Annotated in this window: 23 protein-coding genes and 1 riboswitch; of the genes, 13 read left to right on the forward strand and 10 right to left on the reverse strand. The window is 46.5% G+C overall.

Annotated elements, in window-relative coordinates; all coding sequences use genetic code 11:
- The first annotated feature begins 150 nt into the window (after positions 1-150).
- From cobA to cysC, 5 genes are all read left to right on the forward strand, one after another.
- Positions 151-1,026: a uroporphyrinogen-III C-methyltransferase gene (gene cobA / locus ACWPOD_RS12795; protein ID WP_048626585.1), complete on the forward strand. Its 876-nt coding sequence runs from the start codon at positions 151-153 to the stop codon at positions 1,024-1,026.
- A gap of 59 nt (positions 1,027-1,085) precedes the next feature.
- Positions 1,086-1,994 (forward strand): sulfate adenylyltransferase subunit CysD, encoded by a 909-nt coding sequence (gene cysD / locus ACWPOD_RS12800; RefSeq protein ID WP_005379592.1) that lies wholly within the window; start codon positions 1,086-1,088, stop codon positions 1,992-1,994.
- An 18-nt stretch (positions 1,995-2,012) separates the two neighbouring features.
- Complete coding sequence (gene cysN / locus ACWPOD_RS12805) at positions 2,013-3,443, forward strand: sulfate adenylyltransferase subunit CysN (RefSeq protein ID WP_046874053.1); 1,431 nt, start codon at positions 2,013-2,015, stop codon at positions 3,441-3,443.
- Positions 3,444-3,695: 252 nt separating this feature from the next.
- Positions 3,696-5,420 (forward strand): SLC13 family permease, encoded by a 1,725-nt coding sequence (locus ACWPOD_RS12810; protein ID WP_005392351.1) that lies wholly within the window; start codon positions 3,696-3,698, stop codon positions 5,418-5,420.
- 24 nt (positions 5,421-5,444) lie between these two features.
- The gene (gene cysC / locus ACWPOD_RS12815) at positions 5,445-6,062 is read left to right on the forward strand and encodes an adenylyl-sulfate kinase (RefSeq protein ID WP_006742972.1); all 618 of its coding nucleotides are present in this window, start codon (positions 5,445-5,447) and stop codon (positions 6,060-6,062) included.
- 89 nt (positions 6,063-6,151) lie between these two features.
- On the opposite strand, the gene ACWPOD_RS12820 is transcribed toward cysC, so the two are convergent.
- From ACWPOD_RS12820 to ACWPOD_RS12850, 7 genes are all read right to left on the reverse strand, one after another.
- A complete protein-coding gene (locus tag ACWPOD_RS12820) occupies positions 6,152-7,057 on the reverse strand; it encodes a TIGR03899 family protein (RefSeq protein WP_006742971.1) in 906 nt (301 codons plus the stop codon).
- 322 nt (positions 7,058-7,379) lie between these two features.
- The gene (locus tag ACWPOD_RS12825; RefSeq protein ID WP_012841166.1) at positions 7,380-7,874 is read right to left on the reverse strand and encodes a DUF3299 domain-containing protein; all 495 of its coding nucleotides are present in this window, start codon (positions 7,872-7,874) and stop codon (positions 7,380-7,382) included.
- A 4-nt stretch (positions 7,875-7,878) separates the two neighbouring features.
- On the reverse strand, positions 7,879-9,138 hold the full coding sequence (locus ACWPOD_RS12830; RefSeq protein ID WP_145473299.1) for an ABC transporter permease: 1,260 nt from the start codon (positions 9,136-9,138) through the stop codon (positions 7,879-7,881).
- Positions 9,135-9,863: an ABC transporter ATP-binding protein gene (locus tag ACWPOD_RS12835; protein WP_456231933.1), complete on the reverse strand. Its 729-nt coding sequence runs from the start codon at positions 9,861-9,863 to the stop codon at positions 9,135-9,137. Before ACWPOD_RS12835 ends, ACWPOD_RS12830 begins: the two co-directional genes overlap by 4 nt.
- A 52-nt stretch (positions 9,864-9,915) precedes the next feature.
- Entirely contained in the window at positions 9,916-10,581 is a 666-nt protein-coding gene (zrgA, locus tag ACWPOD_RS12840; protein ID WP_124007397.1) for a zinc uptake protein ZrgA, read from the reverse strand.
- A gap of 134 nt (positions 10,582-10,715) precedes the next feature.
- A complete protein-coding gene (locus tag ACWPOD_RS12845; RefSeq protein ID WP_005392338.1) occupies positions 10,716-11,015 on the reverse strand; it encodes a DUF2607 family protein in 300 nt (99 codons plus the stop codon).
- Between the two features lie 235 nt (positions 11,016-11,250).
- Positions 11,251-11,802: a YtfJ family protein gene (locus tag ACWPOD_RS12850; RefSeq protein ID WP_167426968.1), complete on the reverse strand. Its 552-nt coding sequence runs from the start codon at positions 11,800-11,802 to the stop codon at positions 11,251-11,253.
- Between the two features lie 214 nt (positions 11,803-12,016).
- Between ACWPOD_RS12850 and ACWPOD_RS12855 the strand changes: the two genes are divergently transcribed.
- Positions 12,017-12,217: a DUF1107 domain-containing protein gene (locus ACWPOD_RS12855; protein WP_012841164.1), complete on the forward strand. Its 201-nt coding sequence runs from the start codon at positions 12,017-12,019 to the stop codon at positions 12,215-12,217.
- An 86-nt stretch (positions 12,218-12,303) separates the two neighbouring features.
- Here the strand turns inward: ACWPOD_RS12855 and msrA are convergent, their stop codons facing one another.
- On the reverse strand, positions 12,304-12,942 hold the full coding sequence (msrA, locus tag ACWPOD_RS12860) for a peptide-methionine (S)-S-oxide reductase MsrA (RefSeq protein ID WP_167426967.1): 639 nt from the start codon (positions 12,940-12,942) through the stop codon (positions 12,304-12,306).
- Positions 12,943-13,109: 167 nt separating this feature from the next.
- Between msrA and tamA the strand changes: the two genes are divergently transcribed.
- From tamA to ACWPOD_RS12880, 4 genes are read left to right on the forward strand one after another with little or no spacing between them, the layout of a single operon-like run.
- Positions 13,110-14,822: an autotransporter assembly complex protein TamA gene (gene tamA, locus ACWPOD_RS12865; protein ID WP_456231934.1), complete on the forward strand. Its 1,713-nt coding sequence runs from the start codon at positions 13,110-13,112 to the stop codon at positions 14,820-14,822.
- Entirely contained in the window at positions 14,819-18,583 is a 3,765-nt protein-coding gene (gene tamB / locus ACWPOD_RS12870) for an autotransporter assembly complex protein TamB (protein ID WP_167426965.1), read from the forward strand. Before tamA ends, tamB begins: the two co-directional genes overlap by 4 nt.
- 45 nt (positions 18,584-18,628) lie before the next feature.
- Entirely contained in the window at positions 18,629-18,976 is a 348-nt protein-coding gene (locus tag ACWPOD_RS12875; protein ID WP_012841162.1) for a gamma-glutamylcyclotransferase family protein, read from the forward strand.
- A gap of 49 nt (positions 18,977-19,025) precedes the next feature.
- A complete protein-coding gene (locus ACWPOD_RS12880) occupies positions 19,026-19,388 on the forward strand; it encodes a DUF2799 domain-containing protein (RefSeq protein WP_167427117.1) in 363 nt (120 codons plus the stop codon).
- 69 nt (positions 19,389-19,457) lie between these two features.
- Here ACWPOD_RS12880 and ppa read toward each other — a convergent pair whose 3' ends face one another.
- Positions 19,458-19,988: an inorganic diphosphatase gene (gene ppa, locus ACWPOD_RS12885; RefSeq protein WP_456231935.1), complete on the reverse strand. Its 531-nt coding sequence runs from the start codon at positions 19,986-19,988 to the stop codon at positions 19,458-19,460.
- A 127-nt stretch (positions 19,989-20,115) separates the two neighbouring features.
- Entirely contained in the window at positions 20,116-21,132 is a 1,017-nt protein-coding gene (gene fbp, locus ACWPOD_RS12890) for a class 1 fructose-bisphosphatase (RefSeq protein WP_005392321.1), read from the reverse strand.
- Between the two features lie 312 nt (positions 21,133-21,444).
- On the opposite strand from fbp, the gene mpl reads away from it, so the two are divergent.
- From mpl to thiB, 3 genes are all read left to right on the forward strand, one after another.
- Complete coding sequence (mpl, locus tag ACWPOD_RS12895; protein WP_124007403.1) at positions 21,445-22,803, forward strand: UDP-N-acetylmuramate:L-alanyl-gamma-D-glutamyl-meso-diaminopimelate ligase; 1,359 nt, start codon at positions 21,445-21,447, stop codon at positions 22,801-22,803.
- 4 nt (positions 22,804-22,807) lie between these two features.
- Positions 22,808-23,443, forward strand: a complete 636-nt coding sequence (locus tag ACWPOD_RS12900; protein WP_006742964.1) for a flavin prenyltransferase UbiX — start codon at positions 22,808-22,810, stop codon at positions 23,441-23,443.
- A 37-nt stretch (positions 23,444-23,480) separates the two neighbouring features.
- Positions 23,481-23,617, forward strand: a riboswitch (TPP riboswitch).
- A 71-nt stretch (positions 23,618-23,688) separates the two neighbouring features.
- Positions 23,689-24,681, forward strand: a complete 993-nt coding sequence (gene thiB, locus ACWPOD_RS12905) for a thiamine ABC transporter substrate binding subunit (protein WP_167426964.1) — start codon at positions 23,689-23,691, stop codon at positions 24,679-24,681.
- Positions 24,682-24,684: the final 3 nt, after the last annotated feature.

Consider the following 24,684-nt stretch of genomic DNA (forward strand, 5'->3'; position numbering starts at 1 on the left):
AACCGCCGACTTTTTCACGCTTTTGAATGAGACCAAACAAAAACTTCTTAGCAGATTTTTGAATAAAAAATGAAATTTTAGAATTTCAGGTAATATAAACGCCCCGCCATAATGCTTGCATAACGATATCAATGGACGATGAGCAAGCACATGGCAACGAACGATTCAGTCACTTCTTTTCCTAAACCAAAGCCCCGGTTAGTTTCTGACAACTCAGTAGCTGGTGTTACTCGTTTTGCAAAGCAATCGCTACAGCCTGGTGAAGTCGCCTTAGTGGGGGCGGGGCCGGGTGATCCTGAACTTTTGACAGTGAAAGCACTGAACTGTTTGCAGCAAGCCGATGTGGTTTTGTACGACTATTTGGTGTCAGAAGAAATCATGGCATTGATTCCAAGCGATACGATTTTGGTGTGCGTTGGGAAGCGAGCTGGGCATCACAGTGTGCCGCAGGAGAAGACGAATCAGCTATTGGTGGATTTTGCCAAGCAGGGCTACAAAGTAGTGCGCATTAAAGGTGGTGATCCGTTTGTATTCGGTCGTGGTGGTGAAGAGTTAGAAGTGCTTGCTGATGCTGGCGTTCGTTTTCAAGTTGTCCCTGGCATTACCGCGGCAGCTGGCGCAACGGCCTATGCTGGTATTCCACTGACTCATCGTGATTATGCGCAATCTGCCATCTTTGTGACTGGCCACTTGAAAGAAGAAAGTGATGAGATGGATTGGTCCACGTTGGCGCGTGGGAATCAGACTTTAGTGATCTACATGGGGCTGATGAAATCACACTATATTCAGAATCAACTCATTAAGCATGGTCGTTCAGCGTCGACTCCTATTGCCATTATTGAGCGTGGCACGCAGATTCAACAAAAAGTATTTACGGGAGAACTATCCCAACTCTCTGATTTATCGAAGGAAGCACAATCGCCATCTTTGATTGTTGTCGGAGAGGTAGTGCGACTGTCTCAAAAGTTAGACTGGTTTTTGTCTAGTACTGAATTCAACAAAAGTGCTATTGCCAACTCCATATAATTTCAGACCAAAGATTAGAGACGTAATGCGCCTTCAAGCTTAAAAAGGAAATACAAAACATGGACCAACAACGTTTAACTCACCTTAAACAACTCGAAGCGGAGAGTATCCATATTATCCGCGAAGTTGCGGCTGAGTTTGATAACCCAGTCATGATGTATTCGATTGGTAAAGACTCATCAGTGATGCTGCACCTAGCGCGTAAAGCGTTTTACCCGGGCAAAATTCCATTCCCACTTTTGCATGTCGATACCGACTGGAAATTCCGCGAGATGATTGAGTTTCGCGATCGCACCGCTGCCAAATACGGCTTTGAGCTTTTGGTACATAAGAACCCAGAAGGTCTAGCAATGGGCTGCAGTCCGTTTGTTCATGGCTCGTCAAAGCATACGGACATCATGAAAACGCAAGGTCTTAAGCAGGCGCTAAACAAATATGGCTTCGATGCTGCTTTTGGTGGCGCTCGTCGTGATGAAGAAAAATCACGCGCAAAAGAGCGAGTGTATTCGTTCCGTGACAAGAACCATACCTGGGACCCTAAAAACCAACGTCCAGAGCTGTGGAAGACGTACAACGGTCAGGTCAATAAAGGGGAGAGCATTCGTGTATTCCCACTTTCGAACTGGACGGAGCTTGATATCTGGCAATACATCTATTTAGAAAACATCGAGATCGTACCGCTTTATCTCGCTGACAAACGTCCAGTTGTTGAACGCGACGGCATGCTAATCATGGTTGATGATGATCGTATGGAGCTTCAACCGGGTGAAGTGATCGAAGAGAAGAGTGTGCGTTTCCGTACTCTTGGTTGTTATCCATTAACTGGGGCTATCGAGTCTGAAGCGAACACTTTGACCGGCATTATCGAAGAGATGCTGGTGGCAACGTCGAGTGAGCGCCAAGGTCGAGCGATCGACCACGATCAGTCAGGATCGATGGAGCTTAAGAAACGTCAAGGTTACTTCTAAAGGATCTAAGGAAAGATAATGAACAGTGCAGTTGAAGCTCAATTAGCCGAGCTTGGTATCGAAGGCTATTTAACACAACACCAGTACAAGTCGTTACTTAGATTCTTGACTTGTGGCTCGGTAGATGACGGTAAAAGTACACTAATCGGTCGCTTACTCCATGACTCAAAACAAATTTATGAAGATCAGCTAGCGGCAGTACACTCAGACAGCCAACGTGTGGGCACCACGGGTGAAAAGCCTGACCTTGCGTTGTTGGTCGATGGCTTACAAGCTGAGCGCGAGCAGGGGATCACAATTGATGTGGCTTACCGCTATTTCTCGACGCAGAAACGTAAGTTCATCATCGCCGATACTCCTGGGCACGAGCAGTACACGCGCAATATGGCGACAGGCGCATCGACGTGTGACTTAGCGGTGATCTTAGTTGATGCACGTAAAGGCATTCTTGATCAAACTCGTCGTCACTCTTTTATTTCCAACCTACTGGGTTTGAAACACTTTGTTGTGGCGATCAACAAGATGGATTTAGTGGATTACTCTCAAGAGCGCTTTGAAGAAATCCGCGATGAGTATCTTAAGTTTTCTGAGAACCTGACCGGGGATATTGATATTCAAATCATCCCGATTTCGGCGCTTGAAGGTGACAATGTGGTGGATAAAGGGCAAAACCTAAGCTGGTTTAAAGGCCCGTCATTGCTTGAACTTCTTGAAACGGTCGATGTGGATCAAGAAAAAGGTGCGGGTGAGTTCCGCTTCCCTGTGCAATACGTTAACCGTCCTAACCTCGATTTCCGTGGTTTTGCGGGGACGATTTCTTCAGGTTCGATCAAAGTCGGTGATGCCATCAAAGCATTGCCATCGGGGAAAACGTCAACCGTGGCACGCATTGTTACGTTTGATGGTGATATTGAGGAAGCTCGTGCTGGGTTGGCGGTCACTCTGACGCTAAGCGATGAGATCGATATTAGCCGTGGCGATTTGATTGTCCTAGACAATGCTCAAGTGGAAACCACAAACCACTTGCTTGCCGATGTGGTATGGATGACAGAGCAACCTCTGCAACCGGGTCGTGACTACGACATCAAAATCGCGGGTAAGAAAACTGTGGGCCATGTTGAAGCGATTCGTCACCAATATGATATCAACAACCTATCGACTCATAGTGCGGCAGAGCTGCCATTGAATGGTATTGGCTTGTGTGAATGGTCTCTCAATGAGTCAGTTGCGCTGGACAATTACCAAGATTGTGCTGATACCGGCGGCTTCATCATTATCGATCGTCTGACGAACGTGACGGTTGGTGCAGGCATGGTCAAAGAAAGCCTCGCGGTGGTTGAGCGCGACTTGACGGACATCTCTGCGTTTGAAGTTGAGCTGAATGCACTTGTGCGTAAACACTTCCCACACTGGGAAGCAAAAGACGTCAGCCAATTGCTGAAAAAGTAATTGGCGCGCCCGAGCACGATAAGCTCTGATTCTATCTGTTGTTGTGCTTGGGGCGTCGCTGCCTAACTGAGTTGCGAAATGCAGTTAGGTTATTCTCCTAATACCAGAATGCTTCGGTGAAGCCCAAGAAAACCGAGCATTCTGATGTTCTTTTCGCTTGCGCTGATTTTGGTCCGTTTACTCGTTTGTCTGGTGTCTCACGGATAAATGAGCCGTTGTTGTGCCCTTTGGGCGATTTGGTAAGGAAAGGCTATGTGGGAACAAGGGTTTGTATTAGCGATTTTGCTTGGCATTATCACTTGTTTGCTTGTCACAAAAATTAAGCCTAGTTATGTCTTTGCGGGTGCCGCTTTTATTGCATTTATGGCGGGAATGATGGATTCAGCCACGATCGCATCCAACTTTACCAACTCTTCGTTATTGACTCTGGTTTTGTTGATTCTTGCATCGTGTGCTTTAGAAAAAACGTTACTGATCAGTTGGGTGAGCCGTAGTATTTCTGAAGGCCAGTTAGGTAGTGTGATCGCTAAGCTCGGTGTATCAACGGCCTTGCTCTCTTCATTCACGAATAATACCGCCGTGGTTGTCTCATTGATTGGGGCGATTAAGCGTAATCAGCAGCATGCGCCTTCGAAATTACTCATCCCGCTGTCTTACGCCGCCATTTTTGGTGGCACATTAACTTTGATAGGTACGTCGACTAACTTAATCATCAACAGCTTTGTTGAAGATGCCGGTTTGCCGAGCCTGAGCTTTTTTACACCCACGATGATTGGCTTGGCGGTGCTGGTGGGAGGAATGCTGATTCTTATCCCGCTCAGTTACTTACTGCCGAACTACGATGATCAAAGCCAAGAAGATTTACCGTACTTTCTTGAGTCTCGCGTAGAGCCTGGTTCACCGTTAGTTGGGCGCACGGTCAGCGAGAATAATTTACGTGCGCTGCGCAAACTGTTTCTTGCGGAGGTTGTACGAGATGGCGTGACGGTTTCCTCTGTAGGACCGGATTTCGTACTCAATGCGAAAGACCGTTTGTTGTTTTGTGGTGATGTTGAGAGCGTCGCGACCCTGCAAGAAATTCCGGGCCTCAAGCTTTTTGGTCAGCAGCACTTGAATGGGCAAAATTTTATTGAAGTTGTGGTGAGCTCATCCGCGACGTTTTGCTATAAAACACTTAAAGAGAGCCGATTCCGTGACCGCTTTGATGCCGTTGTTGTCGCTATTCGTCGTGGCCATGAGCGCCTAGAGGGCGGTTTGGGTAGCATTACCTTAGCGCCAGGTGACACGTTAGTTCTGGTTCCGGGGAAGCGTTTTGAGTCTGAACGCCGAGCTCATCGTAAAGAGTTTGTTTTAGTGCATGATTTGGACTCTAGCGCTCGGCTTGATACGAATAAATCCTCCATCGTGCTACTGGGTTTTGCTGCCGTAATTGGGTGTGCGCTATTAGAACTAGTACCGATTATTAAAGGCCTTGCCGCGTATCTTATTGCACTTATCGCGTTTGGTATCGTACAGATATCAGAACTGCGCCGCCGTTTTCCGATCGATATCGTCGTGATTGTCGGCTCTGCTTTGTCCATCGCTCAATTGATGATCTCTTCCGGCTTGTCAGAGAGAATGGGAGCGATGTTTATTGAAGCGTTCAATGGCTGGGGCGTGTTTGGAGCCTTGGTCGCAACTTACATCATGACATTAGTTCTTACTGAACTGGTGACGAATAATGCCGCGGCTGCGCTTTCTTTTCCTATTGGCTATAGCATGGCGGTCGGTTATGGCGTTGATCCGATGCCATTCATTATGGCGGTCTTGTTTGGCGCCAGTGCGAGCTTTATTTCTCCCTACGGTTATCAAACCAACTTGCTGGTATACAGCGTAGGAAATTACAAATTGACCGACTATGTGAGAATTGGTGTGCCGATTTCGATTGTGTACTCTGTATTAGTACTTACTTTGATTCCGGTCTTCTTCCCGTTTTAATTCCGATATTTACAAGGATACGTTATGACTGCCGAAACGACGGTAAAAGATGAAAACATTGTTTGGCACCAGCATTCGGTCGATAAACAGTTTCGTGCTGAATTAAAGAAGCAAAAACCTGCTGTATTGTGGTTTACCGGCTTATCTGGAGCGGGTAAATCAACCGTAGCAGGGGCGTTGGAAAATCGCCTTGCAGCATTGGGTTACCACACCTATTTATTGGATGGTGACAATGTGCGACATGGCTTGTGTAGCGATTTGGGCTTTTCTGAACAGGATCGCCGCGAGAATATTCGTCGTATTGGTGAACTGGCTAAACTGATGGCGGATGCAGGCTTAATTGTGTTGTCGGCGTTCATTTCACCGCATCGCGCAGAGCGACAGCTAGTGCGCGACTTATTGCCAGAAGGTGAGTTTATCGAAGTGTTCGTCAATGCATCTCTAGAAGTCTGCGAAGGTCGCGATCCTAAAGGTTTGTACCGCAAAGCACGTGCGGGAGAGATTCCTAATTTCACTGGTATTGATTCGGAATATCAAGCGCCAGAGAACCCTGAAATCGATTTGCCCGCGGGAGAAAAGAGTGTCGATGAGCTGGTGGACTTGTGCTTGGAAGCGCTTAAGTCGCGTGCAGTGATCCGATAAATAAGCATTTGGATCATTAGTGACCTTAAGCTCTTTGAGCGGCTTAAGAAGCATTTAGATCATGGGTGGTCAAATGCTTCTCGAACTGCCTACACGGTATGATGAACCGTACTTTTCGCGTCACTATGGACACTAAATCTATGATTTAAAAGCGCAAGCATTTGGTCGTAGTAGTCGGCATGTGGTTTGTTACCGAGCAAGGTACAGAGCTCATTGCCTGTTGGCGTGAAGCGGTAATATAAAAGACGGACGCCTTTGCTGTTCACGTTCAGCGACAAGTTTTTACCTTGGTAGGTGAGGATCAATGGCGTCTCGATACCAATTTCGCCAGATTCAAGCTCGGTACTATGCAGTAACCCTAGTTCAATCAACAGCAACAAACTTGAATAGGGCAACTGAAAACTTCCCATGTTTAAGCTGTTGGCGATGTCTCGTTTGCCAAAGCTAAATATTCCTCCTTGCGCTTTATAACCAATTAACAGCTTGCGACTGTGATCCCCTCCAAAACTGCACGCCAGAGAGGCGGCTCTTTGCAGAGTTTGCGCTTCTTTTGGTGACATATCTTTGAGGACTTTGAGCGCTTTCATCGACGTCGAGCCTGGGTTTGTTACTTCACGCTTCATCACTTGAGCCCATAACTTTTGCATCGCGCTGTTATGGATGTCTTGAGCCATTTCAAAAAAACGATACAACCAGTCTTGGTCGGGCTCTCCGGCAGTTTCATCTCGGCATGAACTGTGTGCTAGCTTTAAAATCTGCTCTAGGTTTTTTTGTCGCTGTTCTTGGCGTCTCTGTTCACGCAGTTGGGCTCTTTCAAGCGCGGATTTGGCTGGTGGATCGGTTTGCAGTAAGGCATCAAGACCGTGTATTTGGGCAATGGTTTTTACCTTGCTGGCACTGTCTTTGATGTAGCCCTGCTTCTTTTCTTGTTGCGTATTTTTTTGTGCGTTTGACTGATGTTCGATGACAACAGGTTGCTTTGTCGGTTCTGCCATTAATTTTCCTACCAAGAACTGCGCTGTTCGCTTGTTTAAATTTACACCTTATCTAACCAGGCGACCAGATAGGAGTTCTCAGTTTTTGAACGAATAGGGCTATCCAAAATGATAATGAGTTGTTAAAATTGTTATCGTTATTTTGGAGGGACAATGAAGTTCTCAGAAGCAGGTAAATTAAAAAAGCACCTGTCGATAGCGTTTCTTTTGGTTATTTATGTTGGCGTATTAGCGTATTTGTCTCGTTATATCGTGTAACACAGAACTAAAAAAGGCGCCGATGTGACGCCTTAGGTGTACCGATGCATGTCAACGACTTAAACTACATATCGTCGTAGGCTTCTATTTTCGATCCCTCAATAACGTAAGCCGTTTCAGCCAGCTCGTGGCTTATCGTTTCGGTTTTCAACTCCCCAACCACATATATGACATCCCACAGTTCTTGAACGGGTGCGCCTTTGGGAAACTTCACGTAAATGATTTGGTTTGGTGGCGGTGGTGGTACGTGGATACAAGCTCCAAAGTATGGCACCAACAAAAACTCGGTGACGGTATTCGCGTCACCTTCAAGCGGGATGACAAAGCCCGGGATTTTAACTTGGCTTCCATTTAGCTCTGGTCGAACGTTACCAATTTTAGACTGTTGCGCTGCGCCGCCACTGTGATCAGAAGCTGGCATGCCCACGCTGTCGAACAGTTTGCGTTCTTTCTCAGGTACTAGATCAATCCAGTCGAGCGTTAATGGCTCCTCGCTTGCGAGTACTGGTGCTATAAATGAGACGATCAGCAAGCAACTTGCGAGTATTTTTCTCCACATTTTATTAAATCCTTATTGTCATTCCGTCACTTAGTGACTGTCGGTAGGCGCGAAAAGCCGGGATGAAACCAATTACAATTCCAGCGCATTGTACGAAACCTAATAGCATCCATTCATAGGGCGATAAGAGGCTTAAAGTCAGATGTATTCCATAATGCTGTTGAATGATGGGTTGCACGATGGCGAGAATGGCATACAGCCCTGCCACTCCGGTTACAATTCCGGCAGCAGTAAGTAGACTGGCTTCGCTGATCAACAATGAGAAAACATGACGAGGTCTTGCTCCCATAGCGCGCAAAATCGCCATTTCACGGCGGCGCTCCTGCAAGCTGGTTAATAAGCTGCTTAGCATGCCGAGTAATCCTGCAATCACCACAAAGCCAGACACTGCCATTAAGGCTTGCTCGGCAACAGACATCATTCCCCACAGTTCATGCAACGCAACCCCGGGCATAATCGCGCTAAGCGGTTCTTTGGGATAAGTGTTGATTTGCCTTTGTAGGGCGAAAGTCTGAATACGAGATTTCAAACCGACCAGCATCGCGGTAATTTGCTTGGGCTGAAAGTCTCTGTTTTTGAGATCTTGTGCTTTGGGTGTTGGGCCTAAACGTGCACCGCTTTCCCATCCGACGTGAATCGCTTCGATAGCTTCTAGCGAGACATGAACGGTTTTGTCGACTGGCGTGCCTGTGGGCGTAAGAATCCCGACAACTTTGAATGGCAGGTTGTCATGTCGGCTAAAGCCTACATCACTAATGCCGTGGGCAATGATGATTTCACTACCGACGTGATACCCCAGCTGTTTTGCGACATCAGAACCGAGCACTGTTTCAAATAAGCCATTGAATTCTCGGCCTTCTGAAAAGGTTAGTGATTGCTTACTTCCGAATTTATAGTGTTCAAAATAGCTGTGGTTGGTTCCCATGACTCGGAACCCTTTGTGCGAGTCGCCAAGTGAGATTGGAATCGCCCAATCTACTGCTCGATGATTGGCAAACTCTTGGTAGCTCTTCCAGTCAATGTTGTTGGTGGCATTGCCAATGCGAAATACAGAGTAGAGCAGCAAGTTCACTTGTCCAGAACGGCCACCAATGATGAGGTCGGTGCCTGAAATTGTATTGGCGAAGCTATCTTTTGCCTGAGTACGAATGCGTTCTACTCCTAAAAGGAGTATGACAGAAATCGCGACTGTCATGATGGTTAATATTGCCGTCGCCTTACGATTGATTAAGCTCTTCCACGCGAGCTTTGCAACAGCGCTCATGATGCGGCTCCTAGGTTAGATGCTTGGTTAATATCTGGTAGGTTAAGTGTGCGGTCAAATAAGGGCTCAAGCGTTGGATCGTGACTGACGAAGATCAGCGTAGCGTTGGCTTGATTCGTTTGTTCCATCAGGAGTTCAATAAACGCTTTACGGTTATCATGGTCTAAAGCGGAGGTTGGCTCGTCAGCAATCACTAACCCCGGATACCCAATGAGTGCTCGTGCAGCCGCAACACGTTGTTGTTGGCCAATGCTCAGTTCCGATACCGGACGCGCATGAAGCTCGCTGGGTAGGTGGAGTCTTTCAAGCAGAGCTTGAGCTTGCTCTTCTAACGTTTGAGATGACGTTCTTGAAAGCGCGCGGCCACGTCGTGTTTGACTGAATTGGCAAGGCAGTAGTACGTTTTCAAGTACGTTTAAATAAGGCAATAAATTGAACTGCTGAAAGATATAGCCAATGTGATCGGCGCGAAATTTGTCTCTTTGACTTGCACTTAAACTAACAAGGTCAGTGTTCAGTACGGATAGAGAGCCAGATGTTAACGTGTTGATGCCAGTGAGTAGGGCAAGCAGCGTAGATTTACCGCAGCCACTGGGACCTTTGATAAATACGTGCTCACCTTGGGCAATATGTAACTGTGGAATATGAATGGTTACGTGTGTTGAACCGGGCCAGACAAACTGGGCATTATTTAGCTCAACAACATTTGACATGATTTCAGTCATACTAAATCACCAAAGCATTGGCGTGTAAGTGTGTACTTACACGCCACTCGTGTTATTTGATTACGATTTGGGAGTTATCTTTGCTCAGTTTGATGGCTGATTGCATGGTGTCAGTGAATATATTGACGTTGATTGACTCAGTCGTTGGAAATTGATTAAACCAGTCGGTTTGAATGTGACTGAGTTGGTTAACTTGGTCACAGCTGAAGCGATATTGCACCGAAAACTCACCATGTCCGCCATTTTCATGCTCCTCATGGTGAGCATCGTGACCGTCATGGTGCTCATGTTCATCATGATGTTCATTGTGGTGATCATGGTGTTCGTGCCCTTCATGATCGTGATTTGCATGGTCATCATGGTCGTGCTCGCTATGATCATGGTCTTCATGAGGGTTGCTGAGGTTATGGTTTACGTAAGCTTCTTCAATATCACAATTGGCTTGCGCGTTAATAGCAAACAGTGTGTTGCTGTCTTCTAGGGTGGCAATGGCTTGTTTAAGTGCTTGCTCTTGTTGTTCATTTTCTGGAGCATGCTCGAAACCGACCACATCGGCACCGGGAGCAGTAATCTCCACTAACAGATCCTTTCCATCTTGGGCGATATTAAATTCGACGTGACCATGCACATGAGCACCGTGCTGGCGGTATTCGTCCGCATTTGCTGCTGTCGATAAAGAGAGACCAATGACAAGCGCTAAAACATGTTTCGATGACATTTTGTGTTTCCTAATTTTGCTGGCACTAACCCGAGCAATACCGGATCAGATTTGTGTTTACTAAGGTGCGATTCGTTGACACGTTAGGTGCAGGAATACGCACAAATTATGTTGAGTGTGGAATAGTTTGGAAATTAAGCAAAATAAGGCGGGGCACGAGCTGCACCACGAATGTCTTCACTATTAACAAGGCGCTGAAAGACATCATGGTATTGGATGCGCGTAAATGTTGGCGTCGATAGGGTCGGTTGAGCTTTGGCTATGCCGTGTTGAACCCCAGAAAATAGCTGGCAATGATGGTGTGTGTGGTGTTCGGGAGTCAGATCAACTTGATGAAGGATTACCGCAAAGTTCCAAGCGATCAGCAATGCGACACTGAAAAATAAAACAGTGCGATGCCAATGCTTCCGTATCTTTTGCTGGTGGTGGTACATCTGAGCTCCTCTTACCGACTGTTATAATATAACACCCATAATGAGTAAAAGTTCACTCTTTTGTTGGCTAGTGGGAAAATTTACGTCAACACATGCGATGTCGCCGAATCTGAGACAGTCTCCTTGGTGGAATCACTGAGCGTTAAACTAGGGGCAATAGAAATCTCAGCTTTAAGTTTGGTCGCATGGCTCCTTATACTGCGTACTACGGATATTAAGGAGCCAAGCAACGAGACTAGATGTTCTGTTTAATTAGCTCGATCACCTTTGCAATTTCATCTTGCTCAAGTGCGCCTTCTTTTACAAACAGCACTTTGCCTGTTTTGTCTTGAACAATAATGGCAGAGCTTTCTTCTTTAAGATCCCAAGTGTTGGCGACTACGCCATTTTCATCCAGAACCATAGATGACCAAGGAAACTCTTTTTTGCTGTCTTGGGCTGAAGATTTCACGAACGAACCTGTCCCCCAGATTGCATCATCTTGGTTAATGATCGTAGTTGTTTGATAGCTTTCTTGCGGGAATTGCGCGGCGGTTATTGCTGACATCAAAGGGGCGTTCATTTCTTTTGAACTGCTACGACCTGCGATGGCTTGAATAACACGAACCTTACCCTGCATATGCTGGGTTGCCCATGGTTGGTATGCCACGCCCTCACCCTGCAAAACAATCTCGCCATAAGCCGCGACCTTGGCAGAAGGAACGGCCTCACCGACAGATAGGTTGTGTGCAAACGCAAAGCTTGGCGTTATAGCCAATAGTAGAGGTAGGAGAGTCTTAGTTTTCATATTGTTATATTCCGTACGAGTTGGAAGTTTTCCAGTATATATCCAGATCTAGGAAATTTGTAGAACTGTTGATAACATTTATTTAACGTATGGGGTGGTGTAATATTGCGTTATATTTAGAATTTGCTAAAATGAACCTCGTCGCAGATTGCGCATCAAGATTGCAGAGGATAAATAAGCAATCCGTGTTTTCTCAAAGGAATTGAGGTGAGTTATGCTACGTGAGTTTGCTGTATACCGACCATTACAAGTGGCACGTTTCGTTAAAACGTTGTTCAAAGGTCAATTCTTTATTGCTGGGGTTGGATGTTTTCAGTTCGACAATGGCAAAGTTTTGCTCCCTGACGTCAACGATCAGAAAAGACTCACCATCTTTAAAGAAGTCAACCAAGTGATTGCTTCGTTGTCTGTTTAAGAGCCCGTTGGCTTGAATTTAGTTTTCGATTTCAAAAAAGAGCGACCTATTCGGTCGCTCTTTTGGGTTTGAGTTAGTCGTAGGAACTAACTTTGTAAGCTGGGTGGAAAGCAAACACCTGTACCACCGATACCGCAGTAACCGTCAGGGTTTTTAGCCAGGTATTGCTGGTGGTAAGTTTCGGCAAAATAATACGGGCCCGCTGGCTGTATCTCAGTGGTGATATTCGCGCGTAGTTCCTCTTGCAGTGCTTGTTGATACAAGAGCTTCGATTTTTCTGCGCTCTCTTGCTGCTTCGCGGAATAAGTGTAAATCGCCGAACGGTATTGTGTGCCCAGATCGTTACCTTGACGCATCCCCTGGGTTGGGTCATGTCTCTCCCAAAAAACGGCCAGTAGTTTTTCTAAGGAAATCACGCGTTCATCGAAGACGACTCGTACTACCTCTGTATGGCCTGTTTTACCCGTACACACCTCTTCATAAGTAGGATTGGGTGTATATCCACCGGCGTAGCCAACCGAAGTGGAGATAACCCCATCCAGTTGCCAAAATACGCGCTCAGCACCCCAAAAGCAGCCCATTCCCAGCAGAATTTGTTGTTGATGCGGCTCCAATGGTGCCTTTAAGTTAGATTTATTTACAAAATGATGATCTTCAACCTGCATCGGTTGATCTCTACCTGGCAAGGCATCTTCTATACTGATCAATGTTTGTTTGTTGAGCATGGTATTTGTCCTTCAATACGTGTCTTAAATTTGCGAACTTTTTCATTTCGTCTGTATCTGATGCTGTGATGACATAGACCGCGTTAAACCTATTAATATTACAGACTTAGACTTTAATTGGCGTTATCATTATTTACGTTTACTTAACCTCATTCAGCCAAAAAAGCATGATAAAAAAAGCTCTCCTCACCATTGTTGGCCTGTTTGCCTTTTCTCATGGTGCCTCTGCCGATGTTTCTTTGACTTTAAAAGGCATCGATGGCGCTTTAGAAGAGAATGTCAGTGCGTACCTGTCGTCCATTCCAGCGAAGGACTACTCCACTTCCCTGCGCTTTCAAGCGAGATTAGATCAAAGTATCACTGAAGCTCTTAATGCGCTTGGGTATTATCATGCAAAAATTTCATACTCTATTCCGGAAGGGAATGATGAGTTGATCGTCAGCATCAAGCCGGGTTTACCTGTGAAAGTGAAAGTCATGGATGTGGTGATCACAGGTGAAGCAAAAGACGATGAAGAGTTCGCCAAACTTATTGAACGTTCACCGCTTAAAGTCGGCAAAGTATTGAATCAAGGCGAATACGATAGCCTGAAATCGGGTATTCGTAACTTGGCGTTGCAGCGTGGTTATTTCAATGGTGATTACAAGCTCAGCAAACTTGAAGTGATTCCTGACTTCAATGAAGCGAATGTGCGTTTGCATTATGACAGTGGTATTCGTTATCACTTTGGTCCGATTAACATTACTGGCAGTCAGATTTGGGAAAACCGTGTTGAATCAATGCGACCTTTTGAAATTGGTGAACCTTACTTGGTTTCGCAAGTGGGGGAGTACAACCAAAATCTGTCTAATACCGATTGGTTTTCATCGGTTTTTGTGGAGCCTGATTTAAGTAAATTGGATGAGGGACGCGAATTGCCAATTAAGGTCTCGCTCGCGCCAGCGTCAAAAAACCAAATAGAAACCGGTCTTGGTTACTCGACCGATACTGGTGTGCGTGGCACGTTAAAATGGAAAAAACCATGGGTTAGTTCACGTGGCCACAGCTTTAATACGGCGTTATCACTATCAAAGCCAGAACAGACGATCACGGCAGGCTACAAAATCCCGCTTGATGATGTATTGCGTGAATACTACCAACTGCAATTTGGTTTAAAGCACCTTGATAACCGAGATACGGAGAGTTTGGAATCCAACCTAGCAGTTGAGCGACATTGGCTAACCGATGGCGGCTGGCATAAAACCATTTATGTTCGTCACTTGTACGAAAACTTCTCTCAAGGTCTGCAAGATGATGGGGTGCAATTTGTGTTACCCGGAGCCACTTTTTCACGAACTCGTGTCCGTGGTGGCAACATGCCAATGTGGGGGGATAAGCAAAGTGTAACGATCGAATATGGTGATCCTGCTTTGCTGTCAGAAACGCGAGTATTGCGCCTATTAGGGCGATCATCTTGGATCCGCGGGATCGGTGATAATCATCGTGGTTTGTTCCGTTTAGAAGGTGGTGCGAACATCACTGAGGAATTTGAAAAGCTTTCGCCTTCTCTGCGTTTCTTCGCTGGTGGTGATAACAACATTCGTGGTTATGGATACGAGTCTATTTCACCTGTGGATGAAAGTGGCGCCTTGACGGGTGGTAAATACATCGTCAGCAGCACATTAGAGTATCAATATCGCGTGTATGGAAACTGGTGGGCAGCCACCTTCTACGATATTGGTGATGCATTTAACGAAACACCTGAATGGAAATCGGGTGCTGGTGTGGGTATCCGTTGGGCGTCTCCGGTTGGACCGGTTAGCTTTGATTTTGCGTGGGGACTGGATGAAAAACCAGAAAGAGAGTTCCGCATCCACTTCTCATTGGGGCCTGAGTTATGATCAAAATGATGTTTAAGTGGACCAAATGGCTGTCGCTAAGTTTGATTGGTCTATTGCTGTTGCTCATCATTTTTGTTGCGACAGTGCTATTTACTCACCCTGGTCTTAAGCTCGCGTTGTGGGGAGCAGAAAAGGCTTTACCGCAATTACAAATAGAGAAAGTTCAGGGCTCATTATTTCCTCGTTTTGAGCTACAGAACGTCAGTTTTGTCGACGAATCTTTGAACATCGACGCAAAAGTCGATCGTTTAGCGTTAGCGGTTAACTTCCGTTGTTTCTTTGACCCTAAAGTCTGTGTCGATGAGCTAACCCTGCAAGGTGTTAACTTTCAGATGCCAGAGCTCCCTCCGGCAGGCGAAGAGCCAGAGGAGACTCCGCCATTACGTACAGTCAGTACACCAGTCCCTATTTTTGTTAATAAGGTCAGTTTTGATGACATTAACTTAAACATTTTAGGCAACCAAATTGACTGGCAAGATTTCTCTACCGGGCTTTCTATGCAAGGCGACCGTTTAGTGATTGCGCCGACGGCATTAAAAGACATCAATGTTGCACTGGCTCCAAGTGAAGCTGAACCTGAAGCCGCCACCGACGAGCCGAAAGACGCTGACGTTCCGCCGCAAGATATTGTGTTACCTGAGGTGTGGATTCCACTCACTGTGGAAGTAAGACGCCTCGATGTTCATAACTTCAAGCTTGCAGGTGAGAAGCCGGTGATCGTTCACCACCTTGGTGCTGTAGCGAAAGCGGGGGGCGACCGTGTTGATGTGAAAACATTAGAGCTCGATATGCCTGAAGTGGAAGGTAAGTTAAGCACGCAAGTAACGCTTTCTGCTGACTATCCTCTCAAAGCACAGCTCGATGCGCTGGTGAAGCAAGCGGATGCGAAGGGACAAAAGCTGTCGCTGTCAGCTGCTGGTTCGGTGGGAGACCTTTTTCTCACTGCGACCTTATCTGAACTAGTCGAAGCGGAGATCAAAGGTGAACTTCAGCCCCTGAAAGCGCAGTTACCCTTTGATGTTGCAATCAAAAATGTACAAGCACAATGGCCGTTAATCGGTCAAAGTGATTATCAAGTATCGGTACCAAGTTTATCTGCAAAAGGTTCCCTGGACGGATACGCTGTGGCACTAGAAACACAAGCTTCGGGTAAAGATATTCCTGCTGTAGATGTTGCACTAAACGGCAAAGGCACATTAGAGCAAATCGATCTTGAAAGCCTGGTAGTCAAAACATTGGGCGGTGAGCTATCCGGTCAGGTGATGGCGAATTGGGCTGCGCCAATCAACTGGCAAGCTGACCTTAATTTGCAACATATTCAACCAGGGCTTCAATGGGAAGAAGCGGAAGGCGATATCAGTGGCAGCCTCTCGACTTCAGGTTCTTTAACAGAACAAGGCGGTTGGCAAGTCAGTTTACCTAAGTTAGATATCGATGGCATTTTGCGCGGTTATCCGCTGAATGTGGAAGGCCAACTGGAAGCGTCTGATAAGAATGGCAAAGGTGAAGACATTCAGCTTACCACGCAAGGTTTAGCGCTTTCTCATGGCCCTAACCAATTGAGTGCCAAGGGTAAGATTGATAAGCAGATATTAATGGATGTTGAGGTTAACTTCCCCGATTTTGCGAAAAGTGTTCCGGATCTAGCGGGTAAGATGCAAGGCAACGTGGCGCTGCGTGGTAGCTTGAAAGAGCCTGACATCAAATTAGACCTAGCGCTAAATCAAGTGAGCTGGCAGCAGCAAGCAAACGTCGAAAACATAACTTTGAAGGGGGATGTGACGCCTCTGCCAGCACCGAAAGCGAACTTAAGCCTCATTGCGAACAACATTACCTACGACGACATTAAAGTTGATAGTGCAGACCTTGAAGTTTCTGGGGATGAAAAACTGCACCAACTGACGCTAGATGTGGTGTCTGACATTGTATCAACCAGCTTAGAAATTGAAGGCTCATTCATACAGAAGCCGCAAATGAGCTGGGATGGTGCATTGCGTCGTCTTACTTTGAGCACGCCGCAGGGACCTTGGGCGTTGCAGAAATCGACGGCGGTTAAAGTCAACATTGATAAACAAATCGCTGATGTTCAAGCACATTGTTGGCTGCAAGCCAATTCGAGTGTTTGTTTGACCGAAGATATTAGTGTTGGTCAAAGTGGCGAAGCCAAGTTAGCCGTGAACGACTTTGACTTTGAACAAATCAAGCAGTTCCTGCCGCCAGAGACGAAATTACAAGGGTCGGTCAACGCGCAAGCAACAGCAAAATGGGCACCAGAGATGAAGCCGGAAGTCACGGTGAACGTTGATATGCCTAAAGGTCAAGTAGAGCAAGCACTAGAGCAGCCGATAACACTTGGTTGGGAAAGCTTTAGCTTTAAAGCGGCGCTGGCAAAAGACAAGTTAGATGCTGAGTGGTTATTTGATGTGAGAGACAACGGTGACTTATCTGGTCAGGTTTCTTTGGTCGATGTAACGTCTGAGCAGCCTGAGATTGACGGTAAGGTCTCGCTATCGACATTCCATCTGGATTTCTTAGCGCCGTTGATAGGTGAGTACAGCCTATTCAAAGCAAATATGAATACTGATTTGGCGATATCTGGTGATGTTATGCACCCTAAAGTCAACGGTCAGTTCTTGATTGATCAAATGAAGCTACAAGGTGAAGTCACGCCGATAGACATTAACTCCGGTCAGGTCGCGATCAACTTTAAAGGTCACCAAGCGGATCTTGATGCGGGTATCATGACGCCAGATGGTGAGTTGGAAGTGACCGGTGAGGCCGATTGGCAGGATCTACAAAATTGGCATACCAAAGCGCGCGTATTTGCGAAAGAGCTTCAGGTGGATCTTCCACCAATGGTAAAAATCAAAGTTGAGCCGGACATGACTATTGATGTCACACCGCAGCTTGCTAAGGTCGAAGGTAATATTAATCTGCCTTGGGGACGAGTTGTGGTTGAAGAGCTGCCACCAAGTGCGGTTGGTGTTTCAAGCGACACCGTGATTTTGGACCAGAACTTACAGCCTGTGAGTGATATCGAGCCAATGCCATTTGATGTTGAAACGGATATCAACATTAAAATCGGTGATGACTTCCAACTGGCCGCCTTTGGCTTGAAAGGTGGTCTGAAAGGTAACCTCAATGTGACACAGAAAGATAAAGGTCCGTTCATCGTTGGGGAGGTTAATATCGTCGACGGTTCTTACCGTTCTTTTGGTCAGGATTTGGTGATTGAAGAAGGTAAGATCTTAATGAATGGTCCGGCAGATCAGCCGTACGTTTCTATTAAGGCGATTCGAAACCCAGATAATACCCAAGATGACGTGATTGCTGGTGTGCGTGTAACAGGACCAGCATCGGATCCAAATGTGGAGATATTCTCTGAGCCAGCGATGCCTCAAGCGAATGCGCTCTCTTACCTACTTCGCGGTCAAGACATTGATGGCGAAGCGGGAGGCAATGCTATGACGACCACGTTGATCGGCCTAAGTTTGGCAAAGAGTGGACGCGTGGTTGGTGAAATCGGTGAAGCCTTTGGGGTTCAAGATTTACAATTGGATACGGCGGGTTCGGGCGATGATTCTCAAGTGACCGTCAGTGGTTACATTCTGCCGGGATTACAGGTGAAATACGGCGTCGGCATCTTTAACTCACTAGGCGAGTTCACAGTGCGTTATCGATTGATGCAAGATCTGTATTTAGAGGCGGTTTCTGGTGTAGATAGTGCGGTTGACCTACTCTATCAATTTGAGTTCGATTAGAGCTTGTTCACCTGCGTACATAAAGTTCATGACTAAGGAGTGGTTATGCAGCATTTAGTTTTTGTATATGGGACCTTGCGTAAAGGAGAGTGTAATCATCACTTTCTGAGCTCGGCCCAGTTTCTTGGTCAGCATGAAACGGATGCTCAGTTCGCACTTTATGACTTAGGTCCTTATCCCGCGTTGTCTGTCGGGCAGCGCTCGATACAAGGTGAAGTGTATCTGATTGATGATGAAACCTTATCCGAGCTAGATAAGTTGGAAGATGTGCCAGTAGAGTATCGTCGAGAGAGTATCGTCACGCCGTTTGGCCAAGCTTGGATCTACTTGTATCAAGATACCGAACAACTGACCGAAGAAATCGCTTCCGGAGATTGGTGTCAAAAGGTGTGAGCTATACTGACATTATCAATAGCGACGAGCTGGTCACTAAGGAGTCATGATGAAGGTATTCGTAATTGGATCAATGGCGTTGATTCTTGCCGCATGCGCGCAAACAACCCTGCCGACCTCGAGTAATGCTACCGACTGGCAAGCGTTTGGTAAGCAGTCTGCCTTAGATGGATTAAGAGTTTTATCTGAAGATCGTATCGCTGCACTGGATAGTACTAATCATGCTACGCCTGAACTGATCATGGCCTATCAAACGGGTTATCAGCAAGGGAAGCAAGAGTATTGTGAACAAAGCGCGTATATGCTTGGTGTTATCGGGCGTCCGTATTTTGGTATTTGTGATGACCTAGACCCTTTCTTTCAGCATGACTATGACGCCGGCCGAATGTCTTCTGCAGGCGCGCCTATCTAGTTGACTTACACAAAATTAAAAAGAGCTGCCCTAAAGCAGCTCTTTTTAATTTTGTATCAGCCGTGATGCTTATTTTTTCTGAGCGCGCTCGTAAGATTCTAGGATCTCAGCTTTAGCGGCAGCAACACCTGCCCAACCATCCACTTTCACCCATTTGCCCGCTTCAAGCTCTTTGTAACGCTCAAAGAATTGCGTGATCTGCGCTTTCAGTAGTTCTGGGATATCGTTTACATCTTGGATGTGATCGTACTCTTTCGAGATTTTGGAGTGTGGAACCGCAAACACTTTTGCGTCTTCACCTGACTCATCCGTCATCTTCAAAACGCCAACAGGACGGCAGCGAATCACTGAACCTGGCATGAGTGGGTATGGTGTTGGTACCAGTACGTCGACTGGGTCGCCATCAAGAGACAGCGTATTGTTCACGTAGCCATAGTTACATGGGTAGAACATCGGTGCAGACATGAAACGGTCGACAAATACCGCACCAGAGTCTTTATCTACTTCGTACTTGATTGGATCTGCATTTGCAGGAATTTCGATCACGACATAGATATCTTCAGGCAGCGACTTGCCTGCTGGCACATGGTTTAAGCTCATTAGAATATTCCTTTTCATTAACGATGAGTCACACAGAAGCGGCTTCATCTGATGATAAATTCGCGTTTCACTTTAGCGACAAAAACGCGGCAGGTAAACACCTGCCGCGTTGGACAAAGGTCTGAAATTATTCTTCGTCGCGGTGCAGTTCAAGGAACTCTTCAACTTTGCGAACCATGTTCTTAGAACCAACAAAGAAAGGCACACGTTGGTGCAATTCGGTTGGTTTGATATCCATGATGCGATTGACGCCGTCTGATGCAATACCGCCCGCTTGCTCAATTAAGAACGCCATTGGGTTACATTCATAAAGCAGACGCAGTTTGCCCTGTGGATGGCTTTGCGTACTAGGGTAAAGGTAGATACCACCTTTCAGTAAGTTGCGGTGGAAATCAGCAACCAATGAGCCAATGTAGCGCGAAGTGTATGGACGACCGTCTTCTGGCACATTCTCTTGGCAGTACTTGATGTACTTCTTCACCCCTTGAGGGAAGCGAATGTAGTTACCTTCGTTGATCGAATAAATCTTGCCTTCTTCTGGAATCATCATGTTTTCATGAGAAAGGCAGAAGCTGCCGATAGATGGGTCGTAAGTAAAGCCGTTTACGCCGTTACCCGTGGTGTAAACCAACATGGTTGATGAACCGTAAATCACGTAACCAGCGGCAACTTGCTTATGACCAGGCTGAAGGAAATCTTCTTCTGTCGCTGGCGTGCCAATAGGTGAAACACGGCGATAAATAGAGAAGATAGTACCGACAGAGACGTTCACATCGATGTTAGAAGAACCATCAAGTGGGTCCATCAGTACCACATATTTGGCGTTTTGGTTGAGCTCTTTGTTGAAAGCAACCGCTTCGTCTTCTTCCTCACTGGCAACGCCACACACTTGGTCACGAGCTTCAAGCGCGGCTTTGAACTTATCGTTCGCGTAAACATCGAGCTTTTGCTGGTCTTCACCTTGGACATTTTCCGTGCCTACAGCACCAGTGATATCACCGAGACCCGCTGCGTTGATTTCGCGGTTAACGATTTTTGCAGCTAAACGAATGGAGGCTAAAAGGGATGATAGATCACCGCTAGCGTGGGGGAAATCCGCTTGTTTTTCGACAATGAACTCGCCTAGGGTGCGCAGTCCTGACATGGTTAATCCTTACATTTTCATTTCATTGGGGGTAGTGCGCAAGTGAGCATCTCTTTATGGATGTTAAACGATTGCGCTGGATGTAAGTTTAAGTCGCAGATCTTTTTAATGGTAATGAAGTAACTGTTTGAGATCTCAATTTATTTGTAGACTTGTTTGAGGGATTCATCAGTAAGCAAGAGGTTGTACAGTCTGTGTTCAACCTTGTCATATTTGTGAAAGGGACTGCAAGAAGAAGGCTAAAGTCTCTCGCTTTTCTGGTTGTGATCGCGATAATGAAAGCATTAAAGAACGCATTACAAGGTTTAGTTTATGCACATTCATATCTTGGGTATCTGTGGCACATTTATGGGCGGCGCTGCGATTTTAGCGCGCCAATTAGGGCATAAAGTCACTGGTTCTGATGCCAACGTTTACCCACCGATGAGCACGTTGCTTGAGTCTCAAGGTATTGAAATTATTGAAGGCTTCGACCCGTCTCAACTCGACCCTCAACCAGACCTTGTGGTGATCGGTAATGCCATGAGCCGCGGTAACCCATGTGTTGAACATGTGCTCAATACCAACATGCGCTACACCTCTGGTCCGCAGTGGCTCAACGAGTTTTTGCTGCACGATCGCTGGGTATTGGCGGTATCGGGTACACACGGTAAAACGACCACGTCGAGCATGCTGGCTTGGATACTCGAAGACTGCGGTTATCAACCTGGTTTCCTAGTTGGTGGAGTTCTTGGTAACTTTGGAGTCTCTGCTCGTTTGGGCGAAAGCATGTTTTTTGTCGTTGAAGCGGACGAATATGACAGTGCTTTTTTCGATAAGCGTTCTAAGTTTGTGCACTACCATCCTCGAACCTTAATCATGAACAACCTTGAGTTTGATCATGCTGACATCTTCGATGATCTAGAGGCGATCAAGCGCCAATTCCATCATTTAGTGCGAACGGTTCCCGGCAATGGCTTAATCTTAGCTCCGAAGCAAGACCAAGCTTTGGCGGATGTATTAGAGCGTGGTTGCTGGACAGAAAAGCAGTTTTCAGGTGTTGATGGCGACTGGCAAGCGCACAAATTAGTGGTCGATGGCTCAAAATTTGAAGTTGCTCTGCAAGGCGAGAAGGTCGGTACCGTCGAATGGGATTTGGTGGGTGATCATAACGTTGATAATGCACTGATGGCGATTGCCGCGGCGCGACACGTTGGCGTAACGCCGGAGCTTGCGTGTCAGGCTCTGGGCCGTTTCATTAACACCAAGCGCCGTCTTGAGTTAAAAGGTGAAGAGCAAGGTGTGACGGTTTACGATGATTTTGCGCATCACCCAACGGCAATTGAACTCACCGTCGGTGGTTTGCGTAACAAGGTAGGCGAAAAACGCATTCTTGCCGTGTTGGAACCTCGTTCTGCCACTATGAAGCGCGGCGTGCACAAAAACACACTCGCGGATTCGCTACACAGCGCAGATGAAGTGTTCTTATTCCAACCAGACAACATCGAATGGTCGGTGCAAGATATCGCGGAACAATGTCAGCAACCTGCTTTTGTTGACGCTGACATCGATAACTTTGTAGCGAAAATCGTTGAACGTGCGCAGCCAGGTGACCAAATCCTCGTGATGAGTAATGGTGGCTTTGGCGGTATTCACGGCAAGATCCTCGAGCAACTTAAACAAAAAGCCTGATTTTATGCAAAACAAACAGCAGCAAGCAGAAAAAGCCATCACTTTAGCGTTAACTGGAGCATCTGGTGCACCTTATGGTCTGCGCCTTTTAGAATGTTTGGTCGCGGCGGATTATCATGTCTACGTTCTGATCTCTTCGGCGGCTCGTGTCGTGATGGCAACCGAACACAATCTTAAGTTGCCAAGTGGCCCAGAAGCCGCAAAGCAAGCGCTGGTGGAACATCTCAACTGTGATCCAAATAACATCACCGTTTGCGGTAAAGACGATTGGTTCTCGCCGGTTGCGTCTGGTTCTGCAGCGCCCAAACAAATGGTGGTTTGCCCATGCTCTGCGGGAAGCGTTGCGGCCATAGCACACGGTATGTCGGACAACTTGATCGAACGGGCCGCTGATGTAGTAATGAAAGAGCGCGGGCAGCTGTTGCTCGTGGTTCGCGAAACACCATTCTCAACGCTGCATCTGGAGAACATGCACAAACTGTCGCAAATGGGCGTGACCATCATGCCAGCGGCTCCGGGCTTCTATCATCAGCCGAAGAGCATTGAAGACTTAGTGGATTTTATGGTGGCGAGAATTCTCGACCACTTAGGTATTGAGCAAGGTTTAGTGCCTCGTTGGGGTTATGACCAGCGTTCGTGAGCTGATTGTGTAACCACTCAAATACCTTTACAATCCATCCAACTCATCGGGGAGCAAACCCATTTAGCATTGAGTCAATCAATGCATTTGGGCGCTGAGACCTAAGTTCTTAACTAGGGACCCGTATTACCTGAACCAGATAATGCTGGCGTAGGAATTGAGTCTGGATATTGGAAGTCCTTAATAGCCGCCTCAACCCTGTGCCGCTCAACTTATTTCTCTGAAATACTCATGGAGAGCGAGCAGTGAAAACCACTTCAAGTCTGATTGCCTTAGCTGCAATTACCTCTACTTCAGCGTTTGCTGCTGAAAACCCATTAACTATTTATACCTACGATTCTTTTGCCGCAGATTGGGGGCCGGGTCCTAAAATCGAGCAAGCTTTTGAAGCAAAATGTGGCTGTGACGTTAACTTCGTGGCGTTGGACGATGGTGTGTCGATCCTGAATCGTCTTCGTCTTGAAGGCGGTAATAGCAAAGCCGACATCGTGTTAGGTCTGGATAACAACCTGATGGCAGAAGCAAAGAAAACCGGTCTGCTTACCGAGCACAATGTGGATACGGCCAACACAGTGTTACCAAATGGTTGGAGCGACACGACGTTTGTACCGTACGATTACGGCTACTTCGCATTTGTGTACAACACAGAGAAACTGGCTAATCCGCCGAAAAGCATGAAAGAGCTGGTGGAAACGCGCGATGATTTGAAAGTGATTTATCAAGATCCGCGTACGTCAACGCCGGGCCAAGGCTTGATGCTGTGGATGAAATCCATCTATGGAGACGATGTGACGCAAGCGTGGCAGAAGCTAGCGAGCAAAACCGTAACGGTCACGAAAGGTTGGTCAGAAGCGTATTCCATGTTCCTTAACGGCGAGTCGGACTTAGTGCTTTCTTACACTACGTCACCTGCGTACCACTTAATTGCGGAAAACGATTCAAAGTTTGCGACGGCGAATTTTGCTGAAGGTCACTACATGCAAGTTGAAGTCGCCGCTAAAGTGAAAGGGGCAAAAAATTCAGAACTTGCTGATCAATTTATGAATTTCATTTTAAGTGATGAGTTCCAGTCAGCGATGCCAACGGGTAACTGGATGTACCCTGTTACTGACGTTGAGTTACCTGAAGGTTTTGAAACCTTGAGCGTTCCAAACAAGTCGTTGAGCTTTAGTGCTGATGAAGTGGCAAAAATGCGTAAGTCTTGGATTCGCGAATGGCAAAGCGCACTGACGTTTTAGCTG

The organism is Vibrio sp. JZG120 (genome assembly GCF_053890955.1).

Excerpts from the sequence above, each read along its gene's own strand:
- ACWPOD_RS12850 (WP_167426968.1), bottom strand. The coding sequence starts at position 11,802 with ATGAAAACTAAGACTCTCCTACCTCTACTATTGGCTATAACGCCAAGC.
- ACWPOD_RS12880 (WP_167427117.1), top strand. The coding sequence starts at position 19,026 with ATGAAGGTATTCGTAATTGGATCAATGGCGTTGATTCTTGCCGCATGC.
- ACWPOD_RS12835 (WP_456231933.1), bottom strand. The coding sequence starts at position 9,863 with ATGACTGAAATCATGTCAAATGTTGTTGAGCTAAATAATGCCCAGTTT.
- ACWPOD_RS12845 (WP_005392338.1), bottom strand. The coding sequence starts at position 11,015 with ATGTACCACCACCAGCAAAAGATACGGAAGCATTGGCATCGCACTGTT.
- ACWPOD_RS12855 (WP_012841164.1), top strand. The coding sequence starts at position 12,017 with ATGCTACGTGAGTTTGCTGTATACCGACCATTACAAGTGGCACGTTTC.
- tamB (WP_167426965.1), top strand. The coding sequence starts at position 14,819 with ATGATCAAAATGATGTTTAAGTGGACCAAATGGCTGTCGCTAAGTTTG.
- cobA (WP_048626585.1), top strand. The coding sequence starts at position 151 with ATGGCAACGAACGATTCAGTCACTTCTTTTCCTAAACCAAAGCCCCGG.
- ACWPOD_RS12900 (WP_006742964.1), top strand. The coding sequence starts at position 22,808 with ATGCAAAACAAACAGCAGCAAGCAGAAAAAGCCATCACTTTAGCGTTA.
- fbp (WP_005392321.1), bottom strand. The coding sequence starts at position 21,132 with ATGTCAGGACTGCGCACCCTAGGCGAGTTCATTGTCGAAAAACAAGCG.
- ACWPOD_RS12830 (WP_145473299.1), bottom strand. The coding sequence starts at position 9,138 with ATGAGCGCTGTTGCAAAGCTCGCGTGGAAGAGCTTAATCAATCGTAAG.
- tamA (WP_456231934.1), top strand. The coding sequence starts at position 13,110 with ATGATAAAAAAAGCTCTCCTCACCATTGTTGGCCTGTTTGCCTTTTCT.
- ppa (WP_456231935.1), bottom strand. The coding sequence starts at position 19,988 with ATGAGCTTAAACCATGTGCCAGCAGGCAAGTCGCTGCCTGAAGATATC.
- ACWPOD_RS12810 (WP_005392351.1), top strand. The coding sequence starts at position 3,696 with ATGTGGGAACAAGGGTTTGTATTAGCGATTTTGCTTGGCATTATCACT.
- cysN (WP_046874053.1), top strand. The coding sequence starts at position 2,013 with ATGAACAGTGCAGTTGAAGCTCAATTAGCCGAGCTTGGTATCGAAGGC.
- mpl (WP_124007403.1), top strand. The coding sequence starts at position 21,445 with ATGCACATTCATATCTTGGGTATCTGTGGCACATTTATGGGCGGCGCT.
- ACWPOD_RS12875 (WP_012841162.1), top strand. The coding sequence starts at position 18,629 with ATGCAGCATTTAGTTTTTGTATATGGGACCTTGCGTAAAGGAGAGTGT.
- cysD (WP_005379592.1), top strand. The coding sequence starts at position 1,086 with ATGGACCAACAACGTTTAACTCACCTTAAACAACTCGAAGCGGAGAGT.
- ACWPOD_RS12825 (WP_012841166.1), bottom strand. The coding sequence starts at position 7,874 with ATGTGGAGAAAAATACTCGCAAGTTGCTTGCTGATCGTCTCATTTATA.
- msrA (WP_167426967.1), bottom strand. The coding sequence starts at position 12,942 with ATGCTCAACAAACAAACATTGATCAGTATAGAAGATGCCTTGCCAGGT.
- zrgA (WP_124007397.1), bottom strand. The coding sequence starts at position 10,581 with ATGTCATCGAAACATGTTTTAGCGCTTGTCATTGGTCTCTCTTTATCG.
- ACWPOD_RS12820 (WP_006742971.1), bottom strand. The coding sequence starts at position 7,057 with ATGGCAGAACCGACAAAGCAACCTGTTGTCATCGAACATCAGTCAAAC.
- cysC (WP_006742972.1), top strand. The coding sequence starts at position 5,445 with ATGACTGCCGAAACGACGGTAAAAGATGAAAACATTGTTTGGCACCAG.